Here is a 25,466-nt window from a genome sequence, read left to right as displayed (position 1 = left end):
CGCCCCTCGCGCCGGCCTGGCTTGCAATTTGCTCTCCCATGGATGCCGCCGCAGCGACGGCGGACCACCATCAACATCAGGAGACAGCATGAACTTCAAACGCGCACTCGCCGGCATCGGCCTCGCCCTCGCCCTGCCCTTCAGCGCCCACGCCGGCATGCCCGGCATGGAAGGCGCCCACCACGTGGGGCTCACAGTGCCGAACATGGACGACGCCGTCCGCTTCTTCGTCGACGTCGTCGGCTGCGAGGAATCCATCAAGCTCGGGTCGTTCAAGTTCGCCGACGACTGGATGAACGTGCACCTGAACGTCAACCCGCGCGCGGAGATCAAGCGCTTCCAGATGGTCCGCTGCGGCCATGGCACGAACCTGGAGATCTTCGAATACTCGGCGCCGAACCAGGGCAGGACGCCGCCCCGCAACAGCGACGTCGGCGGCCATCACCTCGCGTTCTACGTCGACGACATGGACAAGGCCGTCGCCTACCTGAAATCGAAAGGTGTGCGCACGCTGGGCGCGCCCAGCACGTTCACGGAAGGCCCGGCCGCCGGACTGACGTGGATGTACTTCCTCGCGCCGTGGGGCCTGCAGCTGGAAATCGTCAGCACGCCGAAGGGCATGGCCTACGAGAAGACGGCCAGGCGCGCCCTGTGGGATCCGCGCTCCCCGGCCAAATGAAGACGGCGACGATGGCGGTGCTGGCCGCGAAATGCGTCGCGATCTGCGCCACGGTCCTCGTCGCGGTATGCCTGCCCGGCCGCGCGTGGGCGCATGTCGACGGCCGGGTCAGCGTGCGGGTCGTGCACTTCACGTACGACGCGGCGGGCATGACCGCGTACTACCGCGTGTCGCTCGCGCCACTGGGACCGGCACCGTACGTCGTCGCGAGGAAGGAAAGCGGCCAGTGGTTTCATTACGTGGACACGGCCGCCGTCGATCCGCTGGCGGCGGCGCGCGTTCTCGCCGCCGCGCACACGGTGTCCGTGGATGGCCGGACGGTGGCGCCGAACGTGCTGGCGGCCGCCGTGCACGTGAAGGGCAGCGTGCCGCCGTTCGCCACGCCCGCGCAGGCGCGCGCGGCGGCCGCGACGCGCACGCCGCTGCCGGCGGCGATGCCCGACATCGGCGACGTCGTGCTGGACGCCGCCATCGCGTATCCCGGCGTGCGCCCCGCGGCGTTCCGCTTTACCGGGACGCTCGCGCCGGGGAAGCTGTCCGACGCGCCGCTGAACACGATCCTGCTGTCGCACCGCGCCGGCACGACGGACCAGTACCGCATGGATGGCGCGGCCATCGACGTCAACCCGTCCTGGTGGCTGTCGGCCTGGCAGTTCATCCACGCGGGGGCCGCCCACATCCTCGAAGGCGCCGACCACCTGCTGCTGGTCGTGTGCCTCGTCGCGGGCGGCATGCGCCTGCGCGCGATCGCCCTGCGCATCACCGCGTTCAGCGCGGGCCATGCATGCGCCATCGCGGCCAGCTTCTACGGCCTGCTGCCCGACCGGCCATGGCTGATCCCCGGCGTGGAGCTGCTGATCGCGCTGTCCGTGCTCGGCACGGCGCTGCTGATGCTGGGCCGGCGCGAACGCGGGGGCGCGCCGGCGCTGGTCTTCGTCGTGGGCCTCGTGCACGGCTGCGGCCTCGCCGTCGGGCTGCGCGACCTGCTGTCGGACACGGGGCCGAACGTCGTCGCGTCGCTCGTGTCGTTCAACGTGGGCGTGGAAGCGGGCCAGCTGCTCGTCGGCGCGGCCGTATGGCTGCTGCTGGCGGGCGCCAGGGGCCTGGCGCCCGGCCGGGACGACGGAATGCGCCGCTGCGTCGCGCTGGGCGTCGCGCTGGTGTCGCTGGCCTGGGTGATGGAACGGACGGGACCCGTCTGGGATGCGCTCCAGACGGGCGTTGCGTGAGGGTCAGCGCTGGTTCGGTGGAACGATGCCGTACTTCTTCATGTAGCGGTACACGGTGGCGCGCGCGAGGTTGAGCTCTTCCGACACCTTGGTCACGCTCCACTTGTGGCGCACGAGCGCGTCGAGCAGGGGCGCGGCCTCGCAATCCTCGCCGCCGGACGGGATCGCGGCGGCGACGGGAGCAGCCGGAAGGCTGGAAAACTGCTCGGTCAATTCCTGCGGCAGGTCGGCCGCCGTGATCGTCTCGCCATCGGACACCGCCAGCGCGAAGCGCAGCACGTTGCGCAGCTGGCGGATGTTGCCCGGCCACGCGAAGCACAGCATGGCGTGCATGGCGTCCAGCGACAGGTGCGCGTCCATGCCGAGCAGTTCCGCCTCCTCGGCCAGGACTTTTTCGATCAGGTAGCGCTTGTCCGCGCGGTCGCGCAGCGCCGGCAGGTGCAGGGTCGCGCCGCACAGGCGGTAATACAAATCTTCGCGGAAGCTGCCGGCGCTGATCAGGTTGCGCAGGTCGCGGTGCGATGCCGCGATCACGGTCAGGTCCACGGGGACGGGCTTGTCCGCGCCGAGCGGCAGGACTTCCTTTTCCGACAGCACGCGCAGCAACCGGGTCTGCAGGTGCAGCGGCATGTCGCCGATCTCGTCGAGGAACAGCGTGCCGCCGTCGGACTGCAGGATCAGGCCCTTCATGCCTTTCGCGCGGCCGCCCGTGAACGCGCCGGCCGTGTAGCCGAACAATTCGCTTTCGATCAGCGACTCGGGAATCGCGCCGCAGTTCACGGCGACGAACGGCTTGTGGGCGCGCTCGCTCGACCGGTGCAGCGCCTTGGCGATGACTTCCTTGCCGGTGCCCGTCTCGCCGTGGATCAGGATGTTCAGCTTGCGGTTCAGCAGGCGCTTGGCCTGGTCCAGCAGGCGCCGCATCGTGTTGTCGTCGCCGGCCAGGCAATCCAGTTCCGGATGGTGGGCGGGCGCCGCGCTGTCCGCCGTCTCGACGACGACGCTGCCGCGCGCGGCCGGACGCGGGCGCGGCGCCTTCACGCTCGCATAGAACATCTGGTTCGAGCCGCGCGTGACGATCGAGCGCTCGCCCATCGTACCGGCGCGCGCGAGGCGCAGCAGGTCGTCCGGCGCGAGGTCGAACAGCGCCGTGAGCGGCTGCCCGACGACGTCGCCGGCCGCGCGGCCGAACAGCCGGCGCGCGCCCGTGTTGGCGCCCACCACGATGCCGTCCTCGTCATAGGCCAGCATGATCTCGCCGCTCACCTCGACCAGCGCCCACGCCGTGCCGAGGCGCAGGATCCAGCGGTCCTGGAAATGGCGCAGGAAGTTCGCGTCCTCGATCATTTCCGCATACATCATCGTCAGGTGCAGCGCGAGATGCTGGCTTTCCTTGTACGTCGGCGACGTCAGCGCGGACAGGTCGAGCACCGCGAGGAATTTGCCTTCCGGGTCGAACAGCGGCGCGGCGGAACAGGTCAGCGGGATATGGGTGGGATCGAAGTGGTCGTCCTGGTGGCATGTCAGTGCCGTCTGTTCGGCCACGCAGGTGCCCACGCCGCAGGTGCCGGCCGAGCGCTCGCTCCATTCCGCACCCAGGTACAGGCCGGCCCTCTTGAGGTCCGGCGCGCGCGCGTCGTTGCCGATGTAGTCGACGGTGACGCCCTGCGCATCCGTCAGCAGCAGCACGTAGCCGAGACTCGAGACGCGCTTGTACATCTGCTCCATGCCCACGCGGGCCACCTGCATGAACTCCTCGATCTGTTCCTGGTGCGCCCGGAGGGTGGCGGACGTCACGATGTGCGGCGCCTTCGGGCGCGCCGGATCGAGCCCGTAATCGTTCACGCAGCGGCGCCACGAGTTGTGGATCAACTCGTTGGCGCCGTTCGCGGCGGTACCGTGCATGGCCACCGACATCACGTTGTCGATGTGCCGGTTCTGTGCCTGATTCGTCATTGTCGTCTCCTGCGGCGCCGGCAACTCGTCGTTTGCCGGTCGTGTACTTACGGTTTATGGTACTCCATTTATGAACTGTAAACTCATCCCATGTGTTCGGGTGCGGCGCGGAACGGCTGCAGTTCGTCCAGCGGATCGCTGGCGCCGAACAGCCAGCCGCGGTCCAGGTCCGCCGCCGCATGCTGCACGTCCGCATGGTAGCTCGACCGCACGAGCGGGCCCACGGCCGCATGCGCGAAGCCCAGCGCCTCCGCGGCGTCGCGCAGGCGCGCGAACGCGTCCGGCGTCACATAGCGGCGCACGGGCAGGTGCGCGCCGGACGGCGTCAGGTACTGCCCGATCGTGACCATGTCCACGCCGTGCGCGCGCAGGTCGTGCAGCACGTCCTCGACCTCGTCGTCGGTCTCGCCCAGGCCCACCATCAGGCCCGACTTGGTCTTCACGCCAGGGTGGCGCTCCTTGAACCGTTCCAGCAACGCCAGCGAATGCGCATAGTCGGCGCCGGGCCGCACGGGCCCGTACAGGCGCGGCACCGTCTCGATGTTGTGGTTCAGGACATCGGGCGGCGCCGCATCCAGCGCTTCCAGCGCGGCATCCAGGCGCCCGCGGAAGTCGGGCACGAGCACTTCGATGCGGGTCGCCGGTGCCGCGGCGCGCACCGCGCGGATGCAGGCGGCGAAGTGGCCGGCGCCGCCGTCGCGCAGGTCGTCGCGGTCGACCGAGGTGATCACGACGTAGCGCAGGCCGAGCGCCGCCACCGTGCGCGCGAGCCGCTCCGGTTCCGCGGCATCGAGCGGATCGGGCCGGCCATGGCCCACGTCGCAGAACGGGCAGCGGCGCGTGCACTTGTCGCCCATGATCATGAACGTGGCCGTGCCCTTGCCGAAGCATTCGCCGATGTTCGGACAGCTGGCCTCCTCGCACACCGTCGTCAGCGCGTTCGCGCGCAGGATGGCCTTGATCTCGAAGAACCGCGACGACGGCGCCGGTGCCCGCGTGCGGATCCAGTCCGGCTTCGGCAAGCGCTCGGCCGGCACGATCTTGATGGGAATGCGGCTCGTCTTGGCCGCGCCCAGCTGTTTGGAGGTCGGCTTCATCGCTGCTCCTACACCGCGCCGCGCGCCAGCTCGCCGGCGATGTGCTCGGCCTGGCGGATCGCCAGCGCGACGATGGTCAACGTGGGATTCGCGGCGGAACTCGACGCGAACTGGCTGCCGTCCGAGATGTACAGGTTCTTGACGTCGTGCGTGCGGCCCCATTTGTTGACGACGCCGTCGCGCGCATGCTCGCTCATGCGGTTCGTGCCGAGGTTGTGGCTGGCCGGGTACGCGGGCATGTCGATGACGCGCGTGGCGCCCACCGCTTCGGACAGCTTGCGGAACTGGACCAGGCCGTGCGCCGCGATCGCGTTGTCGTTCTTGTGGTACGTCTTGGACACGATCGGAATCGGCAGGCCGTACTGGTCCTTCTCGGTCGGGTGCAGCGTGATGCCGTTCTGTTCGCGCGCCATGTCTTCGCCGCAGACCCAGATCGCCGTCATGTGGTCGTACATTTCCAGCGCCGACGTCACGTCCCGGCCCCAGCCGCCCGGCTTCATGAAGGCCGCCGTGTACGGCAGGCCCAGGGCGAGGCCTTCGAGATAGTAGCCGCCGTTGAAGCCGCGCCGCGTGTTCAGGGCCACCTCGTCGGCGACGACGGCGCCGATGTCGAAGCCGCGGTTCATGTACACGGGCTTCTTGTGGATCGCCACGGCGGCCGCCGTCGCATGGTTCATGTAGTTGCGGCCCACCTGGCCGGACGAATTCGCGAGGCCGTTCGGGAACATGGCCGACGCGGAGTTCAGCAGCAGGCGCGGCGACTCGATGGAATTGCCGGCGACGGCGACGAGGCGCGCCTTCTGCAGCACGTGGCGGCCCTGGCTGTCCGCGTACAGCACGCCATTCACCTTGCCGGTCTTGTCGTGCTGGATCTGCAGCACCATGCTTTCCGGGCGCAGTTCCACGCGGCCGGTGTCCAGCGCCTTCGGCACTTCGGTGTACAAGGTGGACCATTTCGCGCCCACCTTGCAGCCCTGCATGCAGAAGCCGATCTGCTGGCAGCCGGGACGCCCGTCGTACGGCTGCGAATTCGATGCGACGGGGCGGATGATCTTGTTGTAGCCGATCTTGCGCGCGCCGGCCGCCACGACCCTGGTCTGGTTCGATTCCGGCATCGGCGGCAGGCCGCTCGCGCGCGTGCCGGCCACGCCCATCTTCTTTTCCGCCAGTTCGTAGTACGGCTCCAGTTCCGCCAGCGTGATGGGCCAGTCGAGGATGTTGGCGCCGTCCACCTTGCCGTAGGTCGTGCGCGTCCTGAAGTCGTGCTCCTGGAAGCGCAGCGCGACGCCCGACCAGTGCACGGTCGACCCGCCCACCGCCTTGACGATCCACGCCGGCAGGTTCGGGTAGGTCTTCGTGTGGTGCCAGCCGCCGGCCGAAATCCGCTTGTCGAGCCACGAGATCTTGTTGAACATGGCCCACTCGTCGTTCTCGAAGTCCGCCTGCGTGAAATGCTTGCCCGCTTCGAGGATCACGATCTTGTCCACGCCGCGCTGGGCCAGTTCGTTGGCCAGCGTCGCGCCGCCCGCGCCCGAGCCGATGATGACGATCGCGTCGTCGTCGCCCAATTCGATTTTCTTGCTCATTGCCGTCTCCTGTCTTTTGTTATGGTGTGGGCGTTTACAGCCAGTCGATGTCGTTGAAGCCGCGGTTGATGTAGCCGCCCTGCTCCCACGACGACCCCTCGTAGCCGAGCAGCGGCCACACCGCCTTGTTGTCGTACAGGCTCGTGACCATCTCGCCGCGCACCTTCTGGAAGAACGGCGACGGCTCGATCGCCTTCAGGAGGCTGACGCGCTCCGACTCGCGCCCGACGGCCGCATAGGGCTTGCCGAAGCGTTTCATGGCGGCCTTGTCCAGGTCGCGCACACCGTCGCGGAACAGGGCCGCCTGCTTCGGATCCTTCGCGGCCGCACGCTCGAACGGCTGGATCGCCTCGACGTAGTAGCGGTCAGCCAGTTTGTCGTGCGGGAAGACGTCGCGCGCCATGCGCAGCAGGGTCTGCGCGGTGGCCGCGCCCAGCGTGGGAAAGTCATGCGCCAGGTGTTTGTCGTTCGACGCGGCCAGCGCGGCCGGGCCGGCGGCCGCCGCGCCGATGGCCATGGCGCCGCCGCGCAGGAAGCCGCGGCGCGTGACGGTGACGACCTTCGGCAGCACGCGCATGCCCGTGCATGCGTTCGATGGTTGATCTTTCATGTGAACCTCTTTCAATGGGACAGGGTGGGAAAATGGACCGGCGCGGGGCCGGGCGGCCGCGGGGGGAATGCATCGGACGCGGCGCCCAGCACGTCGGTGAGCATGTGGTGCAGGCGCTCGGCCAGTACCTCCGCCAGCACGGGCGCGCCGAGCTGCTGGGCGAACGACGTGGTGCAGTCGTCGAGCAGCGCCGCGTCGGCGGATTCCTGCCCGAGCGCGCCGCACAGCAGCGACCAGTCGGGCGGCGCGATCAGCGTCCCCGACGTCATCAGGACGCCCGTGCGGCGCCGCAGCTGGGCCAGGCCGACGATCTTGCGCGTGCCGACGACGACCTCCCACGGCGACAGCCCGCCGTAGCACGCCCACTTCAGGCGCGCGTCGCCCGGCCGCAGCCGCACTTCCTCGGGCGGGATCGCATACGCGGGAATGCCGGCGTCGCGCAGCAGGCCCGCGTGCAGCGCACCCAGCCAGCGGTAGCTGGACAGCGTGCTGCGGCCGAGCAGCGGATGGTCCGGCGGCAGCACGACGGACGCGCTGACCATCCACGGCCCGGTCAGGACGGCGCCGCCGCCCGAGCCGCGCTGCACGACGGAGCCGGCCAGCGCGTGGCCAGCCACGAGCCGCTCGCGCAGCGCCGTCTGCGAGCAGCCCAGCACGACGCCGGGCACCCGGTAGGTCCACAGGCGCACGCGCGGCTCGGTGACGGGCTCGCGCAGCTGGGCCGCGTTCCACGCCTGTTCCTCGTACGAGGTCACCGTGTCGATGAAGACCATCCGGGCATCCATTACAACTCCTTCGCGGCTTCCAGCCGCCGTTTCAGGTCCGTCAGGAACAGCGCGGCCGGGAAGCCGTCGACGGCCCGGTGGTCGAACACGAGGTGCAGGCCCATCATCGGCGCGATCGCGACCTCGTTGCCCCGCGCCACGGGCCGGGCCGCGACGCGCGTGACGCCGAGGATCGCCACCTGCGGGCTGTTGATGATCGGCGTGAAGCTGTCGATGGCGGTATTGCCCAGGTTCGTCACGGTGAACGTGCCGCGCTGGTAGCTGCCGGCCGACAACGTGCCTGCACGCGCGCCTTCCGCCAGGGTGCGCGCCTCGCGCCCCAGCTCGGCCGCGCTCTTGCGGTCGGCGTTGCGCAAGACCGGCACCATCAGCCCGTCGTCCAGGCTGACGGCCAGGCCCAGGTTCACGTCGTCCAGCAGCTCGATGTCCTTCTCGCGCATGCGGGCGTTCAGGCGCGGGTGCGCGCGCAGGCACAGCGCGACGGCGCGCAGCACGTACGCGGTCAGGCTGACCCGCTCGTCCTCCGGCGCCGCCGCGCGCAGGGCCTGCAGCGCGGTCACGTCCACCTCGACCGACTGCGCCACGCGCGGCACGCGCCAGCCCTGCTCCATGTTGCGTGCGATGGCCCCGCGCATCCCCGTCAGCGGCACCGTCGCGGGTACGGTCACGGCATCCATGGCCTACCCCTCGATCCGCGCCAGCACGGTGTGGCGGCCGAACGTGTCGCCCGCGGCGACCTCGATGGCGGCCAGGCGGCCGGCGGCGGGCGCCGTCACCTCGTGCGTCGTCTTGACCAGTTCCGCGACGACGAGCGTCTGGCCCGCCGTCACGGGCTGGCCCACCTCGACCTGCCAGTCCTGCAGCAGGGCTTCCGTGCCCTCTTCCACATCGTCCCAGACGCCACCGTCCAGTTTCACGTCGATCATGCTTGTGCTCCTTGTTGAAGTTGATGAATGGGTTGCGCGCGCATCAGGCCGCGCACGGCGTCGACGATGGCGTCCACCTGCGGGATGACGGCCTGCTCGAGCGGTCGGCTGAACGGGATCGGCACGTCGGGCACCGCGAGGCGTTTTACCGGCGCGCGCAGCTGGATGGTGTCGAGGTGTTCGGCGACGAGCGCGGCGATCTCGCCGGACAGGCCGAAGCTCAGGTAGTCTTCGTCGGCGATCAGCACGCGGCCCGTCCTGGCGACGGACGCCAGCACGCCGGCGCGGTCGAGCGGGACGATGGTGCGCAGGTCCAGCACCTCGACGGAGATGCCCTCCGCGGCGAGCTGCCCGGCCGCGATGGCGGCCTTCTGCACCATCTGGCTCAGCGTGACGATGGTGACGTCGCTGCCCTCGCGCACGATGCGCGACTCGCCGAACGGGATCGCATAGGCTTCCTCGGGCACGGCGTTCGTGCTGCCCTCGAAGTACGACATCCACGACAGGCCCATGATCCCCTTGTGGTAGCAGAACACGACCGGGTTGTCGTCGCGGATCGCCTGGGCCATGAGGCCTTTCGCGTCGTACGCATTGGACGGCACGACGACCTTCAGGCCGGGCATGTGGGCGAAGCTCGCGTACAGGCATTGCGAGTGCTGGGCCGCGTCGTTGTAGCCGCCGCCGATGCCCGTCGTGATCACCACCGGCAGTTTCAGCGCGCCGCCGGACATGTACGAATTCTTCGCCATGTGGTTGTAGATCTGGTCGAAGCAGACGCCGAAGAAGTCGACGAACATCAGTTCCGCGATGGGACGCAACCCTTCCGCCGCGGCGCCCACGGCCGCGCCCATGAACGCGGTTTCCGAGATCGGCGTTTCCATGATGCGCTCGGGGCCGAAGCGGTCGAGCAGGCCCGTGGTGGCGGAAAAGATGCCGCCGTACTTGCCGATGTCCTCGCCCATCACGAACACCGACGGGTCGCGCTCCATTTCCTGGCCGATGGCTTCGGCGATGGCCTGCGCCATCGTGAGCGTGCGCACGGCGCCTTTGCTATTGCTTTGCATTGTCTGTCTCCTTGTTCATTCGGCAAATACGTGTTTCAGGGCGTCCTGCGGATCCGGGTACGGGCTGTTGCGGCCGAACGCGAATGCCGCCTCGACGCGGCCGGCGACGGCCAGGCGCAGGTCGCGGTCCTGCGCATCGTCGATCAGGCCTTCCGCACGCAGGCGCGCGCCCAGCCGCGCGATCGGATCGTCCTGGCGCAGCGCCGCGCTTTCGCCTTTCGGACGGTAGGTCTCGGGGTCGCCCTGGAAGTGGCCGAAGTAGCGGTCCGTCTTGACTTCGATGAGGGTCGGGCCTTCGCCGCGGCGCGCGCGGGCGATGGCGGCGCCGGCGGCCGCGTACACCTCGACGGCATCGTTGCGCTCGACGAGCACGCCCGGCATGCCGTAGCCGGCGCCGCGCACGGCATTCGACGCCACCGACGTCGACACGGATTTCTCGACCGAGATGCCGTACTTGTTGTCTTCGCAGACGAAGACGACGGGCAGCTTCCACACGGCGGCCAGGTTCAAGGCTTCGTGGAACGCGCCCTGGTTGGCGGCGCCTTCGCCGAAGAAGGCGATCGCCACCCAGTCCTTGCCGAGCTTGCGCGCGGCGAGCGCGGCGCCGCAGGCCTGCGGGGCGCTGGCGCCCACGATGCCGCTGCAGGAAAACTTGGTCGGCACGTGGAACAGGTGCATGTGGCCGCCCTTGCCGCGGCCCAGGCCCGTGTCCTTGCCAAACATCTCGGCCGTCATCGCGTCGAGCGGCACGCCCTTGGCGATGGCGAAATGGTGCGAGCGGTGCGCGCCGACGACGCTGTCGTCATTGCCTAAATGCGCGCACACGCCGACGGCGACCGGCTCCTGGCCGGCCGCGAGGTGCATCTCGCCCGGCACGGGGCCGGCGCCGATGTCGAAGGCGAGGCCCTTCTGGATCTTCGGGGGCAGCTTGCCCTCGAGGTAAACCTTCGCCATCGTTTCTTCGTACTCGCGGATCTCGATCATCTTCTCGTACATCCAGAGCAGGTGTTCCCGTGTCGGCTGCATGTTGCTGTCTCCTTGTCTGTGGGTTGGTGCATGCACCTACCCCTTCAGCAAATTCGATGCCATGCCCGTTCCCCCCGTCGCGACGGGCAAAAACGCCTGTTTCGGCCGCCCGGACGCGCCATCTGTCGCAGGCGCGGGCCGCCCGGCTGCGACATCTGTTTCAGCGCGGACGGCCGCGCGCAGCCCTGCAAGAGTGAGCCGCGCGGTGGCACCGTTTTTGCAGATGCGACCAGCGCAGTACCTACAACAATCAATGGAGACGACATGAAAGAGACACACAAGACGGGCAAGCTGCTTGCGCTGCTGGCCTGCGCGGCTGCGGGTTCCACCCACGCGGCCGTGGAATTCGAGACGCCGGGCGGCTGGAAGCTCGGCACGGACGGCTGGATCATCGTGCAGGCGCACCGCCAGAACGGCGACGACGCCGGCACGACGGGCTTTCGCATGACGTCGGGCACGACGCCGAGCCTGTTTGCATTCACCGTCACCTCGCCCGCCATCGACGGCATCACGTACAGCAGCCGCGTGGGCCTGTACATCAACTCCCAATCGGGCGAAGGCAACTTCCGCAACGCGGGCAACGTCGGCAACACGGGCAGCAAGTCGCTGGACCCGCGCGAGATGTGGGCGAAGGCGTCCGCCTCCTGGGGCGAGATCGTGATCGGCAAGTCGTACGGCATCTACCAGGCGGAACCCGTGCTGGCCGATGCGTCCGTGCTGGCGGGCGGCCTGACGGGCTACGACGTCGTCAACACGACCAACGCGCTGGCCGCGACCTTCAACGCGGGCTATATGTACACGAACTTCAACGCGGGCCTGCGCTACAACTCGCCGAAGACCGCGCCGCTGTCGTTCTCTGTGGCGCTGTACGACCCGAGCCAGATCCGCAACACGTTCACGGGCGCCGGCGCCGACCAGACGAATTCGCCGCGCGTGGAAGGCGGCGTGTACTACAACGACCAGGTGGGCATGGCGAAGTTCAAGCTGTACGGCGACTTCACGTGGCAAACGGCGCGCCACTGCACCGTCGCGGGCGGCGGCGCCTGCGTGCAGGACGACGTGCACACGCGCGGCATCTCGGCCGGCACCACGGTCGACGTGGGCCCGCTGAACTTCCACGTCTCCGGCTTCAAGGCGGACGGCCTCGGGTCCGTGCTGATGCAGGACGTCGACGCGCTGGATGCCGCCGGCCGCGAACGCCGCAGCCGCGGCGGCTTCGCCCAGGTCGTATGGCATGCGACGGATGCGCTGTCGCTGCGCGCGAGCTACGGCCGCACGCGCATCGACGACACCGCGAGCACGCCGGGCCACGTCGCGCAATCGCGCATCGGCGGCGCCTATTACGCGGTGAACCCGCACGTGACGGTGTATGCCGAACTCGCGCGCTCGACGTTCTCGCTGAACCCCGTGTTCGGCCGGCCGACCAACACCCGCTACGCGACGCTCGGCGGCCGCTTCGTGTGGTAATCCATCCAACGCATTCCGAGGAATCCAACATGCATCCGACCACCCGTTCCAACACGGCGGCCGCCGTCGCCGCCTTCCTGCTCGCCCTGTCCCTCACGCAGCCCGCCGCCGCCCACGACGACGAGGACGCCGCCAACTGGACGCAATACCACCGCACGTCGAACGCCTGGCGCTATTCGCCGCTGGACCAGATCACGACGCGCAACGTCAAGCAGCTGAAACCCGTGTGGATCCACCAGCCGGGCGACATCACGTCCGGCCTCGTTTCCACGCCGCTCGTGAAGGACGGCGTGCTGTACTACGTGGGGCCCAACAACCACGTGTTCGCGCTGGACGGCGCCACCGGCAAGCCGCTGTGGCACTACCAGCCGAAGCTGGCGGCCGTCGCGTCCGAAAGTTTCTATGCGTCGCTGGGCCGCAGCCTGACGCTGGGCCACGGCCGCATCTACCTCGGCACGCTGGACGGCCGCTTCGTCGCCATCGACGACAAGACGGGCAAGGAAGTGTGGTCCACGCAGCTGACGGACCTGAAGAAATGCTTCGGCTGCCTGTTCTCGTCCTCGCCGGTGCTGGCGGGCGACGTCCTGATCGGCGGCACGACGGGCGGCGACCAGGCGCAGCGCGGCAAGATCTACGCGGTGAACGCCATCACGGGCGCGCAGATGTGGACCTTCGACACGATCCGCGACGATCCGGCCAGCTGGCCCGGCGACACGGGCGAAGTCGCGGGCGGCGGCGCGTGGATGCCGGGCACGTACGACGCCGCGTCGGACACGTTCTTCATCGGCACGAGCAACGCGGCGCCGGACTTCTACGGCGACGGCCGCAAGGGCGACAACCTGTACACGGCGAGCCTGCTGGCGCTCGATCCGAAGACGGGCAAGCTGAAATGGCATCGCCAGGAAATCCCGCACGACACGTTCGACTACGACTCCACGTACGAAGCCCTGCTGCTCAAGAAGGACGGCAAGGACGTCGTCGTCCACCTGAACAAGAGCGGCTTCGTGTTCGTGATGGACAAGGCGGACGGCAAGCTGGAAAACGTGTGGCCCCTGAGCCAGACCTACAACTTCGTCAAGACCATCGATCCGAAGACGGGGGAACTGATCGGCCGGCGCGAGATGCCGGTCGGGAAGGAGACCCTGCTGTGCCCCTACCTGCTCGGCACGCGCAGCTACAACGCGGGCGCGTACAACCCGAAGACGAAGCTGTGGTACACGAACGCGATGGAAGTCTGCCAGAACGTGATCCCGGCCAGGCAGGAGACCTCCGGCATGGGCATCGCGAGCCTGTACCTCGGCGTCGACAAGCTCGAGGCGGTGCCGCCGCCTGACCGTCCCGCCGAAGGCCGCCTCGATGCGCGCGACCCGCTCACGGGCAAGCTGAAATGGAGCGTCAAGTACCCGGTCCCCGGCCTGGGCAGCGTGCTGACGACGGGCGGCGGCCTCGTGTTCAACGGCGACCCGCAAGGCTTCGTGCACGCGTATGACGCCGACACGGGCGCGGAGCTGTGGAAGTTCCAGACCGGCTCCGGCATCCGCGGCGGCATCGTCAGCTATGCGGTGAACGGCAAGCAGTACATCGCCGTGCCGAGCGGCTGGGGCTCGCTGGCGCCCGGCTTCATGGCCTCCGCGTTCCCGGCCGTGAAGCAGCTGACGGGCGGCGCGGCGATGGTCGTGTTCGCGCTCGACTGACGTTCAGCGCGCGCGGCGCGCTCGTTTTCACTTCAACGCGGGCGCCGCGCGCGCCCGCTTCACCACCAACGACAATCAAGGAGACTCTCATGTTCAAACCCATCGCCTGCGCCCTCGCGGTCCAGCTGCTGTGCGCATCCGCCGCCATGGCCGTCGCGCCGACCATTTCCGGCCCCGCCAAACCCGACCAGGCCATGATCGACGCGGGCGCGAAGCGCTTCAACCAGAGCTGCGTCTACTGCCACGGCAATGCCGGCTCGGGCGGCAAGGCGGCGCCGCTGCAAGGCCGCGACGACCTCACCAGGGAATACGTCATGGAGACGATCGCCAACGGCAAGCAGCGCGGCGCCTTCAACATGCCGGCGTGGAAAGGCGCGTTCAACGAGCAGCAGATCCAGGAGCTCACCGCGTACATCCTGTCGCTGAAGAACGCCGGCGCGGCGAAATAGGAGGCCGCCATGGCGCGTCTTCGTAAGCATGGCCTGGTCGCCCTGGCCTGCGTGGCGGCCACCGCACAGGCGCGTACGCTGCCCGAGATGGCGGCGTCGAACGAGTTCGTCATCTGCGCGGCGCCGGACGACATGCCGTTCTCGCGGCGCGACGGCACGCCCGCCGGGCTGTACGTCGACCTGGGCCGGCTCGTCGCGTCCGACCTCGGTCTCGCGCTCGCCATCCGCTGGATCCCGCGCCGCGAACTGGCCCGCCGCGTGGGCTGCGATGCGATCATGGGCGCGGCCGTCGTCAAGGCGGAGGACCGCCCGGCATCGTGGCGCAACGTGCTGACGGTGCCGTGGATGCGGGCCGGCGCCGTCGTGGTGGACACGGGCCGCGCACCCGGCGCGACGCTGGACACGCTGCGCACGGGCCACGTGGCGGTGCCGAGCGGCTCGTGGGCGCACCGCTGGCTCGATGCGCACGGCGTGCCCGTGTGGGTGCGGTTCCGGACCGATCCCGAGATCATCGCCGCCGTGGTGCGGGGCGACGCGGACGCCGGCGTCGTGTCGGACGTGGCGGCCGGCTGGTATCGGCAGCAAGCCGGCACGGGGAGCCTGCGCGTGCTGGACACGCTGCTCGATCCGGCCGAATTCGCCTTCGACGTGGCGATCGACCTGCTCGACACGGACGCCGCCACGCTGGATCGCGTGAACGGCATCGTGCGTGCGCGCCTGGCCGACGGCGCCATCGCGGCGCTCGGCATGCGCTACGGCGCGTACCGGCCGCCGGCCGGACAGCGCTAGGTCACGACTCCGCGTCCGCGCGCGCGGCCCGCACGCGCTTGCACGCGGGCTCCTTGGGGCCCGCCGCGGCGCACACCCGCGCGCGGCACTGCTCTTCGCCGGCCGCGTTGTAGCGGCGGCACGACGCCAGCTGTTCCGCCGGCGTCGCCTTGCCCCGCTTCGGTTCCATGTGGCCGATCAGCGCGGCCAGCAGCACCACGTCGCTGTCCTGCTCGCGCACCGCACCCGGCTTCGTCTTCGCCTTCTTGTCCTTCGCGGCCTCGCGCGCCCGCTCCTGCGCCCGCTCCTGTGCCTTGGCGTGCGCGACCTTCGCATGCGCTTCCTTGCGTTCGGCCTTCTCCACCCGCGCGGACTTCTCCGGCTTGGCCGCCCGCTCCTTGTGCGGCGCGGGCACGGCCGGCACCATGTCGGCCAGCGGATTGGTCATGGGCTCGACCGGCGCCGCCGGCTCGTCGTGCAGCACGGCGGCCGCCGGTGCCGGTGCGGGCGCCGGCAGCGCGACCGGCGTGACGGACGGCGTGGCCGGTGCGGCCGCGACCTGGACCGGCGCCGCGGCAGGCACGGACCGCTCATCGCTCCCGCCGAACAGGAACAGCGCGCCGCACACGGCAACCACGCCGGCGGCCACGCCGCCCCAGGCCAGCGCACGCGAACGGGGCCGCGGCCCGGATGCCGCCGCTGCCTGCCCGGGCATGCCGTCCAGCGAACTGAGGATGCCCTGCCGCTCCTGAACCGGCTGCTCTTCGGGCGAGAGCAGGCTGGGCCGGCCGCCACGGACCGGGCGATCGCCTTGATGTTGCAAATCAGCTCCTTAAAAAAGTTTGCATTACTTTACAAGAATCAAGACAATTGTGCCTCTAATTTGCTTTTAATCGTGCGCGATTAACACAATTGGTGAGTTTTTGCGTTTTTTCAATCGTGCGCGGGGTTGTCGCTTACCGGATTTATACTTTCGGGAAATATTTCTTCGACAACAATGTGAACAGCTTCCGGAGAGAGCGGTGTGGGTGTTGGCTGTGACGGTGTATTTCGTGTTGGCGTGCGCGATCAGCTGGATGGTGCTGTTCCCGGCCGGCCGCGAATTCGTGCTGGACGCGCTGGCGGGGGCCGGGCTGCGGCTGGGCCGGCGCGCGGGCGCGCTCGCGCAGCAGCGCCTGCGCGACGCGGATGCGCTGGCCGCGAACGGCCGCGCGGCGGCGGACAGCCTGGCCGGCTTCGTGCGGCGCCACTGGATCGCCTGCGCGTGCGGCGCCGCGCTCGTCGGGCTGCCGCCGCTGGCCGCCCTGCTGCTCGCGGAACGGCCCATGCTGAGCGGCTACGAGTCGACCGAGCGCCCCATGAACACGCAGGTGGCCGACCTGCTGCAGGGCGAGCAGCTCGTGCCGCCGCCCCCGCTGCCGCCGCTCGTGTTCACGACGGCCGAAGTGGCGCAGGAACGGCCGCTGCTCGCCTCGGCCAGCCGCGACTGGGCCATGCTGAACGCGGACTACACGCAGCGCCTGCTGACCGTCTTCCGGATCATGAAGGAGCGCCATGGCTACGAGATGGCGATCCTGGAAGGCTATCGCAGTCCCGCGCGCCAGGATGCGCTGGCCGCGCTGGGACCGGGCGTCACGAACGCGCGCTCGTGGCAAAGCTGGCACCAGTACGGCCTCGCCGCCGATTGCGCGTTCGTCCGCGACGGCAAGCTCGTGATCTCGGAAAAGGATCCGTGGGCGATGCGCGGCTACCAGTTGTACGGCCAGGTGGCCGAATCCGTCGGCCTCACGTGGGGCGGACGCTGGAAAATGATGGACTTCGGGCACACGGAACTGCGCCTGCCCGGGGTCATGAAGCATTAATCACACTCTCGTAATCATGCAAAAAATCTGGGATTTCCTGACCACCCGCACCAGCCTGGCCGTCATCGGCTGGGTGGCTTTCGCCGCGCTGCTGTTCGTGGCCGCGCGGCTGCTGCAATGGCCTGCCTCGCTGCCGTGGATCGTGCTCGGCATCGCGCTCGCCGTCGGCGCCGCCGTCTGGCTGTTCCGCCGCTGGCGCCATGCGAGAAAGGCCGGACAGATCGGCGACATGCTCGAACAACAGGCCAACCAGGACCAACATCGACCCGTCCCCGACGCCACGCAGCGCCAGGAGACGGAAGTGATCCGCAAGCGGCTGCTGGACGCCATCGCGACGATCAAGGGCTCCAAGCTGGGCCAGTTGTCCGGCAGCGCCGCGCTGTACGAACTGCCGTGGTACATGATCATCGGGAACCCGGCGGCCGGCAAGAGCACGGCGATCGCCAGCTCGGGCCTGCAATTCCCCTTCGCCGACAGCAAGGTCGTGCAGGGCGTGGGCGGCACGCGCAACTGCGACTGGTTCTTCACGACCGAAGGCATCCTGCTCGACACGGCCGGGCGCTACTCCGTCGTCGACCAGGACCGCGCCGAGTGGTTCGGCTTCCTCGACCTGCTCAAGAAGCACCGCCGCAAGGCGCCGATCAACGGCGTGATCATCGCCGTCAGCATCGCGGAACTCACGCGCAACCGTCCCGAGTTCGCGATCAACCTGGCCAAGAACCTGCGCCAGCGCGTGCAGGAACTGACGGAGCGCCTGGAGGTGCACGCCCCCGTCTACGTCGTGTTCACGAAGGCCGACCTGATCGACGGCTTCAACGAATTCTTCCAGGACAGCGAACGCGCCGAGCGCGAAAAAGTGTGGGGCGCGACGCTGCCCTACGACCAGCACGTGACGAGCGAACGCCTGCTCGACCAGTTCGACGCCCGCTTCGACGAGTTGTACGACGGCCTGAAGGAACTGAGCCTCGCGAACATGGCGCTGCAGCGGCGCGAGAGCATGCCGTCCGGCGTGTTCACGTTCCCGCTCGAATTCGCGTCGATCAAGCCCGCGCTGCGCGCGTTCGTCGCCACGCTGTTCGAGGACAACCCGTTCCAGTTCAAGCCCGTGTTCCGCGGCTTCTACTTCACGAGCGCGCTGCAGGAAGGCGAGACGGTGTCGACGTCGTCCGCCCGCGTCGCGCAGCGCTTCGACCTGCGCCTCGCGCCGCCCGCGCACGAAGACCAGCACCAGCAGCAGGGTTACTTCCTGTTGAACCTGTTCCGCAAGGTGATCTTCGCCGACAAGGACCTCGTCGCGCAATACGCCAGCCCCGCCAAGACGCGCCTGCGCTATGCCGCGTTCTTCGCCGCGACGGCCATCGTCGGCCTCGCGCTCGGAGGCTGGAGCTGGTCGTACATGAACAACCGCCAGCTCGTCGCCAACGTCCAGGCCGACCTGGACCAGGCGATCCGCGTGCAGAGCAAGAGCCTCGACCTGCAGTCGCGCTTCCAGGCGCTGGAGATCCTGCAGGACCGCATCGAGCAGCTCGACCGCTATGCCGAACACCGCCCGCTGAGCCTCAGCCTCGGCCTGTACCAGGGCAACCTGCTGAACCGGAAACTGAAGGAAGAGTACTTCGCCGGCGTGCGCGAACTGATGCTGAAGCCCGTCGGGCAATCGCTGGAATCGTACCTCGCCGACGTGAACGGCAACGCGGGCCAGCTGCAGCCGTTGAACAAGCCCGCCGGCACCACCGCGCCCGCCGCCGACGCGCCGCAACAATTCAAGGACGCGTCGCCCGCCGATACCGAAGACGCGTACAACGCGCTGAAGACGTACCTGATGCTGGGCGATAAATCGCGCGCCGAGAGCGCCCACCTGAACGACCAGCTGACGCGCTTCTGGCGCAACTGGCTGGAATCGAACCGCGGCGCGATGCCGCGCGAGCAGATGATCCGCAGCGCCGAGCGCATGATCTCGTTCTACCTCGCGCAGGTGAACGACCCGTCGTGGCCCGTCATCGACACGCGCCTCGCGCTCGTCGACCAGACCCGCGACAGCCTGCGCAAGGTCGTGCGCGGCATGCCGGCGATGGAGCGCGTGTACGCGGACGTGAAGGCGCGCGCCGCCACGCGCTATCCGTCGATCACGGTGGCGCGCATCGTCGGCGACCAGGACAAGGACCTCGTCCTCGGCAGCTACGCCATCTCCGGCGCCTTCACGCGCCAGGCGTGGGAAGGCTTCGTGCAGCAGGCGTTCCGCGACGCCGCCAACCGCGAGCTGCAGAGCGCCGACTGGGTGCTGAAAACCGCCGCGCGCGACGACCTCACGCTGGAGGGCAGCCCGGAACAGATCCAGAAATCGCTCGTCGACCTGTACAAGGCGGAATACGCGCGCGAATGGCAGAAGTTCATGCAGGGCGTGACGGTGAAGGACCTGGAAGGGTTCGACGGCGCCGCCGCCGCGATGAACCGCCTGGGCGATCCGCAGAATTCGCCCATCAACAAGCTCGTGTCGACCGTGTACGAACAGACGTCGTGGGACAACCCGACCCTGGCCGGCGCCACGCTGCAGCGCGCGCAAAGCGGCCTGACGGGGTGGTTCCGCGAGACGATCCTGCGCCAGAAGCCGGCCATCGTGAACGTCAGCCTGCCGGCGCAAGGCACACAAGCCGCGTCCACCCCGGCGCTGGGCCCCGTGGGCCGCGAATTCGCCGGCGTCGCCCGCCTCGTGGTCGCGCGCGACAAGGACGCGTCGCTGATGCGCGGCTACGTCGACAACCTGTCGAAGCTGCGCGCCCGCTTCAACCAGATCAAGAACCAGGGCGACCCCGGCCCCGGCGCCAAGCAGCTGATGCAGCAGACCTTGGACGGCAGCGGTTCCGAACTGGCCGACGCGCTGAAATACGTGGACGAGCAGATGCTGGTCGGGATGACGGACGCCCAGCGCCAGGCGCTGCGCCCCGTGCTCGTGCGCCCGCTGATGCAGACGTTCGCCGTGATCGTGCGGCCGGCGGAAGCCGAGATCAACAAGGTGTGGGCGGCGCAGGTGGTACAACCGTTCAACCGCGACCTGGCGACGAAGTATCCGTTCTCGACGGAGTCCAAGGCCGAGGCGAGCAATGCGGAGATCGGCCAGATCTTCGGCCCGGACGGCGCCATCGCGAAATTCTTCAACACGACGGTGGGTCCGCTGGTCGTGCGCCGCGGCGATTCGCTCAGCCCGCGCACGTGGGCGGACATGGGCGTGAACCTCGCCCCGAACGTCGTCGCGAGCTTCCCGGGCTGGGTCGCGCCGCTGGCGGCCGGCGGCGTCGCCAATGCCGCGGCGAGCAGCGGCGGCGAGGCGCAGACGCGCTTCGACCTGCAGGCGCTGGGCACGCAGGGCGCGACCGAATTCACGCTGGAGATCGACGGCCAGTCGCTGCGCTGGCGCGGCCAGCCGCAGCCTTGGGTGCACATGGTGTGGCCGAATCCGCAGGGCGTGCCGGGCGCGAAGATCACCGCGCTGACGCCTGAAGGCCGCAACGTCGTTATACTGGACGAACCGGGCCACTTCGGCCTCAAGAAAATGATCGACGCGGCCCAGCGCAAGCGCAAGCCCGACGGCGCGTTCGAGTTGTCGTGGCAGGCCGGCGGCGTCACCGTGACGGCGAACCTGAAGGTCTTGCCGGCCGCGCCGGCGCCCGCACCTGTCCAGGCGTCCACGTCGGGCCAGGGCTTCAAGCGCCTGCGCCTGCCGGAAACGATCACGGCGCCGCGCACCGCCCCGGTGCAGACGGCGCTGGCGGGAGCTGCGCAATGAGCCGCCTCACGACCCCCGTCAGCGTCGGCTACTTCGGCAAGCTGCCCAGCCGCGGCGACTTCGTGCGCGGCAGCGCCAGCCCGGCCCTCCTCAAGGTGCTGGACGACTGGCTGTCGGAAGCGATGGACCTGATGAGCACCAACGCGCGCTGGAAGCTCGCATACGACGCCGCCGCGCCGCTGCACTTCGCGTTCGTCGGCCCGCGTCGGCGCCACGCGATCGGCGGCCACATCGTGGCGAGCAGCGACGAATCGAGCCGCCGCTATCCGTTCCTGATGGCCGGCGCGATGGAAATCGCCGAACCCGCCGCGTTCCTGCCCACGACGCCGCTCGTGTTCACACGCCTGTGGTGCCGGCTCGAGACCCTGACGGCGGGCGTGCGCAACGCGGGCGATCCGGCCGCGCCGCTGCTTGCGGCCAGCAGCCAGCCGATCGACCTGGACCTGCGCGCCGCCGCATACGACCCGGCGTTCGACGACTTCCTGGAAGTGCAGACGATCGCCGCGCTGGATGCGCTGCTGGCGGGCGCCGGCTTCGCCGTCTCCACGCGCCAGGTGCTGCTGGCGCTGGGCATGCTGCTGCAGCCCGTGCTGGCCAGCGGGTCCGGACGCCTGGAAAAAAGCCTCGTGCTGCCGCTGCCGGAAGACCCCATCCACCGCAACCTCGTGGCCGCGTTCTGGATGCACGTGATCGCGCCCTTCCTCGCGCGCGCCGACTTCGAACTGGCGCTGTTCGTCACGCGGCTGGACGGCCGGCCGGCGCTCGTCGTCGGCTTTTCCGGCGCGTCGGCGCAGACGCTGCGCACCCTCATCGACCCGCAGGCGGGCCTCGACCACCTCATCGGCTTCGCCGACCTCGAATGGGTCGAGGACCAGGTCGACGGCGACTACGCCGTGCGCAAGCTCTCCGCCTGGCTGGCGCAGGGCAGCCTGTCCCTCAAGTCCGCGCTCGATTCCGTCGCCGCGGCATTCATCGGAACCTGATATGCGAATCTTCACCCAGCGCGCCCTCCTCGCGTTCTTCGTCACGTGCCACGCCGGCATCGCCGCCGCGCAGAACACCGCGCCCGCCCCCGCCGCCGCGCAACCGGGCCAGGTCACGGCCAGCGGCACCGTGCCGGACGAGGCGACCAAGGCCGCCGTGCTCGCGAAGCTGCGCGAGGTCTACGGCGCCGACCGTGTCGTCGATCAGATCGCCATCGGCCCCGTCGCCATGCCCGCGAACTGGAACGGCTACGTACAGAAGCTGATCACGCCGGACCTGCGCCAGATCAGCCGCGGCCAGCTCAGGATCGACGGCAGCAACGTCAGCCTGCGCGGCGAAGTCGCGAACGAGGCGCTGCGCCAGCGCATCGCGAGCAACGTCGCCACCAACCTGAACCCGACCTACACCGTCAACAACAGCCTGCGCGTCTCCGCCACCGAGCAGGCCCTGCTCGACAACACGCTGGCCAACCGCACCGTGGAATTCGAGAGCGGCAAGGCGACCCTGACGCCGACCGGCCGCGCGATCCTCGACGAGATGGTCGCGGCGATGCAGAAGCTGAAGGGCCGCCGCATCGAGATCATCGGCCACACGGACAGCGCCGGCCTGCGCGCCAGCAACGTGAGCCTGAGCCAGGCGCGCGCCGCCACGGTGAAGGCCTACCTGGCCGCGCACGGCATCGCGGAAGAGAACCTGTCCGCCAGCGGCCAGGGCCCGGACCGCCCGATCGCCAGCAACGACACCGCCGAGGGCCGCGCGCGCAACCGCCGCATCGAATTCCGCCTCGCGCAATGATTTTCCATTGAAAGACACCATGTTCACCGCCGACGCCCTGCTCGCCCCGATCTCCGCCGCCGCCCCGTGCGGCGCCGACCTCGCCTTCTCGCCCGAACTGGACGCCATCGCCCGCGCGCGCCAGTTCGACGACCCGTCGCTCGCGCAGGGCGAATGGGTGACGGACCTGAAGGAGGCCGACTGGGGCTTCGTCGTCGACCGCTGCGCGCGCCTGCTGGCCGAGCAGACCAAGGACCTGCGCCTCGCCGTCTGGCTGACGGAAGCCGCCGCCAAGCGCCACCACCTGCGCGGCCTGGGCGAAGGCTTCCGCGTGCTGGCGGGCCTGTGCGAACGTTACTGGGACCTGGGCCTGTATCCGGAAGCGGATGGTGGCGACCAGGAACAGCGCATCGGCAACCTCGCGTGGATTCTGTCGCGCACGCGCGCCCTCGTGCGCGAGATGCCGCTGACCGAAGGCCGCGGCACCGCGTATTCCACCGTCGATTTCGAAGCCGCGCGCCGCCGCGCCGCCGCCGGCGGCGAGGCCGACACGCCGCCGCGCCTGGCCGACTTGGAAGCGGCAAAACGCGGTAACTCCACCGCCTTCATCGAGGGCATGCGGGCGGACGCGGAAAACTGCCTGGACGCGCTCGCGCAACTGGAACGCGCGGCCGACGCACGCCTGGGCCAGGACAGTCCCGGCTTTTCGCAGGCGCGCGACGCCGTGCAGGCGCTGCTGCACACACTGCCGGCGCCCGCGGCCGCACCGCAGGCCGTTGTTCCCCCGGAAGCGCCCGCGGAACCATCCGCTGGAACGCAAGCCGTCGTGACGGCGCCGCAGCCGCAGGCCGTCGCCGCCGGCGCGATCCGCTCGCGCGCCGACGCGATCGCGCAGCTGCGCCTGATCGCGAAATTCTTCCGCGAGACGGAACCGCACAGCCCCGTGTCGTACTTCGTCGAGAAGGCCGCGGCCGCGGGCGAGCAGGACCTGCACACCTGGCTGCGCTCCGTGGTCAAGGACCAGGGGGCGCTGGCGCATCTCGAGGAAATGCTGGGGGTACCGCCGGCGGAGTAAACTCTTCCGCACCATGGACCTCAAACGATTGAAAACCTTCGTCCGCGTGGCCCGCACGCTGAACTTCAGCGAGGCCGCGCGGCAGATCCACCGCACGCAATCGAGCGTCACGGAACAGATCCAGGCGCTGGAGGCCGACCTCGGCGTGCCCCTGTTCGACCGCTCGAACCGCAGGCTCGCGTTGACGGACGGGGGCGCGTGCCTGCTCGATTACGCGGACCGGCTGATCGGCCTGGCGGACGAGGCGCGCGGCGGGCCCCGCCGCCCTCGCCGCGGCCGGCAGCGCATGCCGGACGCTGGAGGTGGGCGGCATCGAGACCCTCGCCGCCGCATTCCTGCCGGACGTCGTGGCGCGCATGGCGGCCACCCACCCGGACATCGCCGTCCGCGTGACCGTGGCGCAGACGTCGACACTGCATGCGCAGGTGAAGGACGGCACGCTGGACGCCGCCCTCTTCTTCGGTACGCGCCCGCACGACGACGGCGTTCGATGCGGCGTGATCGCCCATGCGCCCCTCATGCTGATCGTGCCGCCCGGCCATCGGCTGGCGGCGCGCGCGAGCGCCGGCCACGACGACGTCGCACACGAGCGCTTTCTCGTGACGGCGCCGGGCTGCGCCTATCGCCGGATGTTCGAGGCGGCGTTCCGGTCGCGCGTGGACGGAGAACCCGTCATCGCCGGGCAGTCCGACAGCGTGGCGGCGATCGTCCGCATGGTCGAACGGGGCCTGGGTTGCGCCATCGTGCCGCGCATGGTGCCCGCGCTCGCGGACGCGCGCGTCGCGATGGTGCCCTGGCATGGCGAAGGCGCGACGGTGCCCGTCTCACTCGCCTGGCGCGCGCGGGCGTCGTCCGCGATAACCGCGTTACACGAGGCGGTGGCCGCCGTCGAGATGCAGCACTGAACCGGTGGCGTAGCCGTTGCGCATCAGGAAGCGGATGCCGTCGGCGATGTCGTCGGGCCGGCCGATGCGGCCCACCGGCAGCTTCTGCGCCATGGCGTCCAGCCGGGCCGGCGCCTCGGCGCCCGCGACGTGCTGCCAGATCGGCGTGTCGACCCAGCCCGGCGACACGACGTTGACCCGGATCGGCGCCAGCTCGACGGCCAGCGCGTACGCGAGGGACGCGAGGGCGCCGTTGACGCCGGCGACAACGGACCCGCGCGGCGCCGGGCGGTAGGCCGCGATCCCGGACGTGAACGTCATGGAGCCGTGCGCGGCGAGCCGGGACGTGCCGTGCTTCGCCAACAGCAGCGGCCCGAAAAACTTCGAATCGAAGACCTTGCGCGCCGCGGCCAGCGTCAGGTCGGGCAGCAGTTCATAAGCGCCTTCGATGTCCGCGGCGGTGGACACGATGTGATCCAGGTGGCCGCATTCGCCGAACAGGCGAATGACGTCATCCTCCCGCGTGATGTCGGCAGCGACCGTGTGGACGTCGCCCACGTCGGCCAGCGCGGCCCGCGCCCGCGCCAGGCGGTCAGGCGAGCGCCCCGCGATGACGACGGCGTTGCCGTCCGCGAGCAGCGACCGCGCGAGACTCAGTCCCATCCCCGAACTGCCGCCGACAACCAATACCTTTTCCTTGTTCATTTCCCGTCCCTTGACATCGATGGCGCGATTGTCGGCGCACCGTACCGGAAAGAGAAACGGGA

The 25,466-nt window shown here is 69.4% G+C and carries 23 protein-coding genes and 1 pseudogene; 13 read left to right on the top strand and 11 right to left on the bottom strand.

Annotation, left to right across the window (positions count from 1 at the left end):
• Positions 1 to 88: 88 nt before the first annotated feature.
• Positions 89 to 679, top strand: a complete 591-nt coding sequence (locus ACEN98_RS27275) for a VOC family protein (RefSeq protein WP_413388023.1) — start codon at positions 89 to 91, stop codon at positions 677 to 679.
• The gene (locus ACEN98_RS27270) at positions 652 to 1,908 is read left to right on the top strand and encodes a HupE/UreJ family protein (RefSeq protein WP_413388022.1); all 1,257 of its coding nucleotides are present in this window, start codon (positions 652 to 654) and stop codon (positions 1,906 to 1,908) included. The genes ACEN98_RS27275 and ACEN98_RS27270 overlap by 28 nt, the downstream gene beginning before the upstream one ends.
• 3 nt (positions 1,909 to 1,911) lie before the next feature.
• Here the strand turns inward: ACEN98_RS27270 and ACEN98_RS27265 are convergent, their stop codons facing one another.
• From ACEN98_RS27265 to ACEN98_RS27225, 9 genes are all read right to left on the bottom strand, one after another.
• Entirely contained in the window at positions 1,912 to 3,864 is a 1,953-nt protein-coding gene (locus ACEN98_RS27265) for a sigma-54-dependent Fis family transcriptional regulator (RefSeq protein ID WP_413388021.1), read from the bottom strand.
• 83 nt (positions 3,865 to 3,947) lie between these two features.
• Positions 3,948 to 4,961, bottom strand: coding sequence for a lipoyl synthase (gene lipA / locus ACEN98_RS27260; protein WP_413388020.1), 1,014 nt, complete (start codon positions 4,959 to 4,961; stop codon positions 3,948 to 3,950).
• An 8-nt stretch (positions 4,962 to 4,969) separates the two neighbouring features.
• Positions 4,970 to 6,547 (bottom strand): GMC family oxidoreductase, encoded by a 1,578-nt coding sequence (locus ACEN98_RS27255; RefSeq protein ID WP_413388019.1) that lies wholly within the window; start codon positions 6,545 to 6,547, stop codon positions 4,970 to 4,972.
• A 34-nt stretch (positions 6,548 to 6,581) separates the two neighbouring features.
• A complete protein-coding gene (locus tag ACEN98_RS27250; protein ID WP_413388018.1) occupies positions 6,582 to 7,157 on the bottom strand; it encodes a gluconate 2-dehydrogenase subunit 3 family protein in 576 nt (191 codons plus the stop codon).
• Positions 7,158 to 7,168: 11 nt separating this feature from the next.
• On the bottom strand, positions 7,169 to 7,942 hold the full coding sequence (locus ACEN98_RS27245) for a biotin/lipoate A/B protein ligase family protein (protein WP_413388017.1): 774 nt from the start codon (positions 7,940 to 7,942) through the stop codon (positions 7,169 to 7,171).
• Positions 7,942 to 8,619 carry a dihydrolipoamide acetyltransferase family protein gene (locus tag ACEN98_RS27240; protein ID WP_413388016.1) on the bottom strand — a complete coding sequence of 226 codons (678 nt, stop codon included), beginning with the start codon at positions 8,617 to 8,619 and terminating at the stop codon, positions 7,942 to 7,944. Before ACEN98_RS27240 ends, ACEN98_RS27245 begins: the two co-directional genes overlap by 1 nt.
• 3 nt (positions 8,620 to 8,622) lie before the next feature.
• Positions 8,623 to 8,868, bottom strand: a complete 246-nt coding sequence (locus tag ACEN98_RS27235) for an acetyl-CoA carboxylase biotin carboxyl carrier protein subunit (RefSeq protein WP_413345795.1) — start codon at positions 8,866 to 8,868, stop codon at positions 8,623 to 8,625.
• On the bottom strand, positions 8,865 to 9,932 hold the full coding sequence (locus ACEN98_RS27230; RefSeq protein WP_413388015.1) for an alpha-ketoacid dehydrogenase subunit beta: 1,068 nt from the start codon (positions 9,930 to 9,932) through the stop codon (positions 8,865 to 8,867). The genes ACEN98_RS27235 and ACEN98_RS27230 overlap by 4 nt, the downstream gene beginning before the upstream one ends.
• Before the next feature lie 15 nt (positions 9,933 to 9,947).
• Positions 9,948 to 10,958, bottom strand: coding sequence for a thiamine pyrophosphate-dependent dehydrogenase E1 component subunit alpha (locus ACEN98_RS27225; protein WP_371762795.1), 1,011 nt, complete (start codon positions 10,956 to 10,958; stop codon positions 9,948 to 9,950).
• A gap of 264 nt (positions 10,959 to 11,222) precedes the next feature.
• Here ACEN98_RS27225 and ACEN98_RS27220 point away from each other — a divergent pair, with 264 nt between their 5' ends.
• The 4 genes from ACEN98_RS27220 (at position 11,223) to ACEN98_RS27205 (ending at position 15,357) form a co-directional block, all read left to right on the top strand.
• Positions 11,223 to 12,425, top strand: coding sequence for a hypothetical protein (locus tag ACEN98_RS27220; RefSeq protein ID WP_413388014.1), 1,203 nt, complete (start codon positions 11,223 to 11,225; stop codon positions 12,423 to 12,425).
• 29 nt (positions 12,426 to 12,454) lie between these two features.
• Positions 12,455 to 14,119 (top strand): pyrroloquinoline quinone-dependent dehydrogenase, encoded by a 1,665-nt coding sequence (locus tag ACEN98_RS27215; RefSeq protein WP_413388013.1) that lies wholly within the window; start codon positions 12,455 to 12,457, stop codon positions 14,117 to 14,119.
• An 89-nt stretch (positions 14,120 to 14,208) separates the two neighbouring features.
• A complete protein-coding gene (locus tag ACEN98_RS27210; RefSeq protein WP_413343460.1) occupies positions 14,209 to 14,568 on the top strand; it encodes a c-type cytochrome in 360 nt (119 codons plus the stop codon).
• 9 nt (positions 14,569 to 14,577) lie between these two features.
• Positions 14,578 to 15,357, top strand: a complete 780-nt coding sequence (locus ACEN98_RS27205) for a substrate-binding periplasmic protein (RefSeq protein WP_413388012.1) — start codon at positions 14,578 to 14,580, stop codon at positions 15,355 to 15,357.
• 1 nt (position 15,358) lies between these two features.
• Here the strand turns inward: ACEN98_RS27205 and ACEN98_RS27200 are convergent, their stop codons facing one another.
• Entirely contained in the window at positions 15,359 to 16,159 is an 801-nt protein-coding gene (locus tag ACEN98_RS27200; RefSeq protein WP_413388011.1) for a hypothetical protein, read from the bottom strand.
• Between the two features lie 199 nt (positions 16,160 to 16,358).
• Here ACEN98_RS27200 and ACEN98_RS27195 point away from each other — a divergent pair, with 199 nt between their 5' ends.
• From ACEN98_RS27195 to ACEN98_RS27165, 7 genes and pseudogenes are all read left to right on the top strand, one after another.
• On the top strand, positions 16,359 to 17,198 hold the full coding sequence (locus ACEN98_RS27195) for a M15 family metallopeptidase (RefSeq protein ID WP_413388010.1): 840 nt from the start codon (positions 16,359 to 16,361) through the stop codon (positions 17,196 to 17,198).
• Between the two features lie 16 nt (positions 17,199 to 17,214).
• A complete protein-coding gene (gene tssM, locus ACEN98_RS27190) occupies positions 17,215 to 20,982 on the top strand; it encodes a type VI secretion system membrane subunit TssM (protein WP_413388009.1) in 3,768 nt (1,255 codons plus the stop codon).
• Entirely contained in the window at positions 20,979 to 21,965 is a 987-nt protein-coding gene (gene tagF, locus ACEN98_RS27185) for a type VI secretion system-associated protein TagF (protein WP_413388007.1), read from the top strand. The genes tssM and tagF overlap by 4 nt, the downstream gene beginning before the upstream one ends.
• 1 nt (position 21,966) lies before the next feature.
• Positions 21,967 to 22,761: an OmpA family protein gene (locus ACEN98_RS27180; protein WP_413388006.1), complete on the top strand. Its 795-nt coding sequence runs from the start codon at positions 21,967 to 21,969 to the stop codon at positions 22,759 to 22,761.
• 19 nt (positions 22,762 to 22,780) lie between these two features.
• Complete coding sequence (tssA, locus tag ACEN98_RS27175) at positions 22,781 to 23,815, top strand: type VI secretion system protein TssA (RefSeq protein ID WP_413388004.1); 1,035 nt, start codon at positions 22,781 to 22,783, stop codon at positions 23,813 to 23,815.
• Between the two features lie 13 nt (positions 23,816 to 23,828).
• Positions 23,829 to 23,999, top strand: a pseudogene (locus ACEN98_RS27170) (LysR family transcriptional regulator); the annotation flags it as partial.
• Positions 24,000 to 24,117: 118 nt separating this feature from the next.
• Positions 24,118 to 24,720 (top strand): LysR family transcriptional regulator substrate-binding protein, encoded by a 603-nt coding sequence (locus tag ACEN98_RS27165; protein ID WP_413388003.1) that lies wholly within the window; start codon positions 24,118 to 24,120, stop codon positions 24,718 to 24,720.
• Here ACEN98_RS27165 and ACEN98_RS27160 read toward each other — a convergent pair.
• Positions 24,682 to 25,404 (bottom strand): SDR family oxidoreductase, encoded by a 723-nt coding sequence (locus ACEN98_RS27160; RefSeq protein WP_413388002.1) that lies wholly within the window; start codon positions 25,402 to 25,404, stop codon positions 24,682 to 24,684. The two genes, ACEN98_RS27165 and ACEN98_RS27160, sit on opposite strands and share 39 nt — an antisense overlap.
• Positions 25,405 to 25,466 lie beyond the last annotated feature (62 nt).

The sequence above is a fragment of the Massilia sp. CT11-137 genome (assembly GCF_047302885.1).
GTDB classification, from domain to species: domain Bacteria; phylum Pseudomonadota; class Gammaproteobacteria; order Burkholderiales; family Burkholderiaceae_D; genus Telluria; species Telluria orientalis.
The sequence above is the reverse complement of the archived record's forward strand: the minus strand, read 5'-3'. Positions and strand labels throughout refer to the sequence as shown.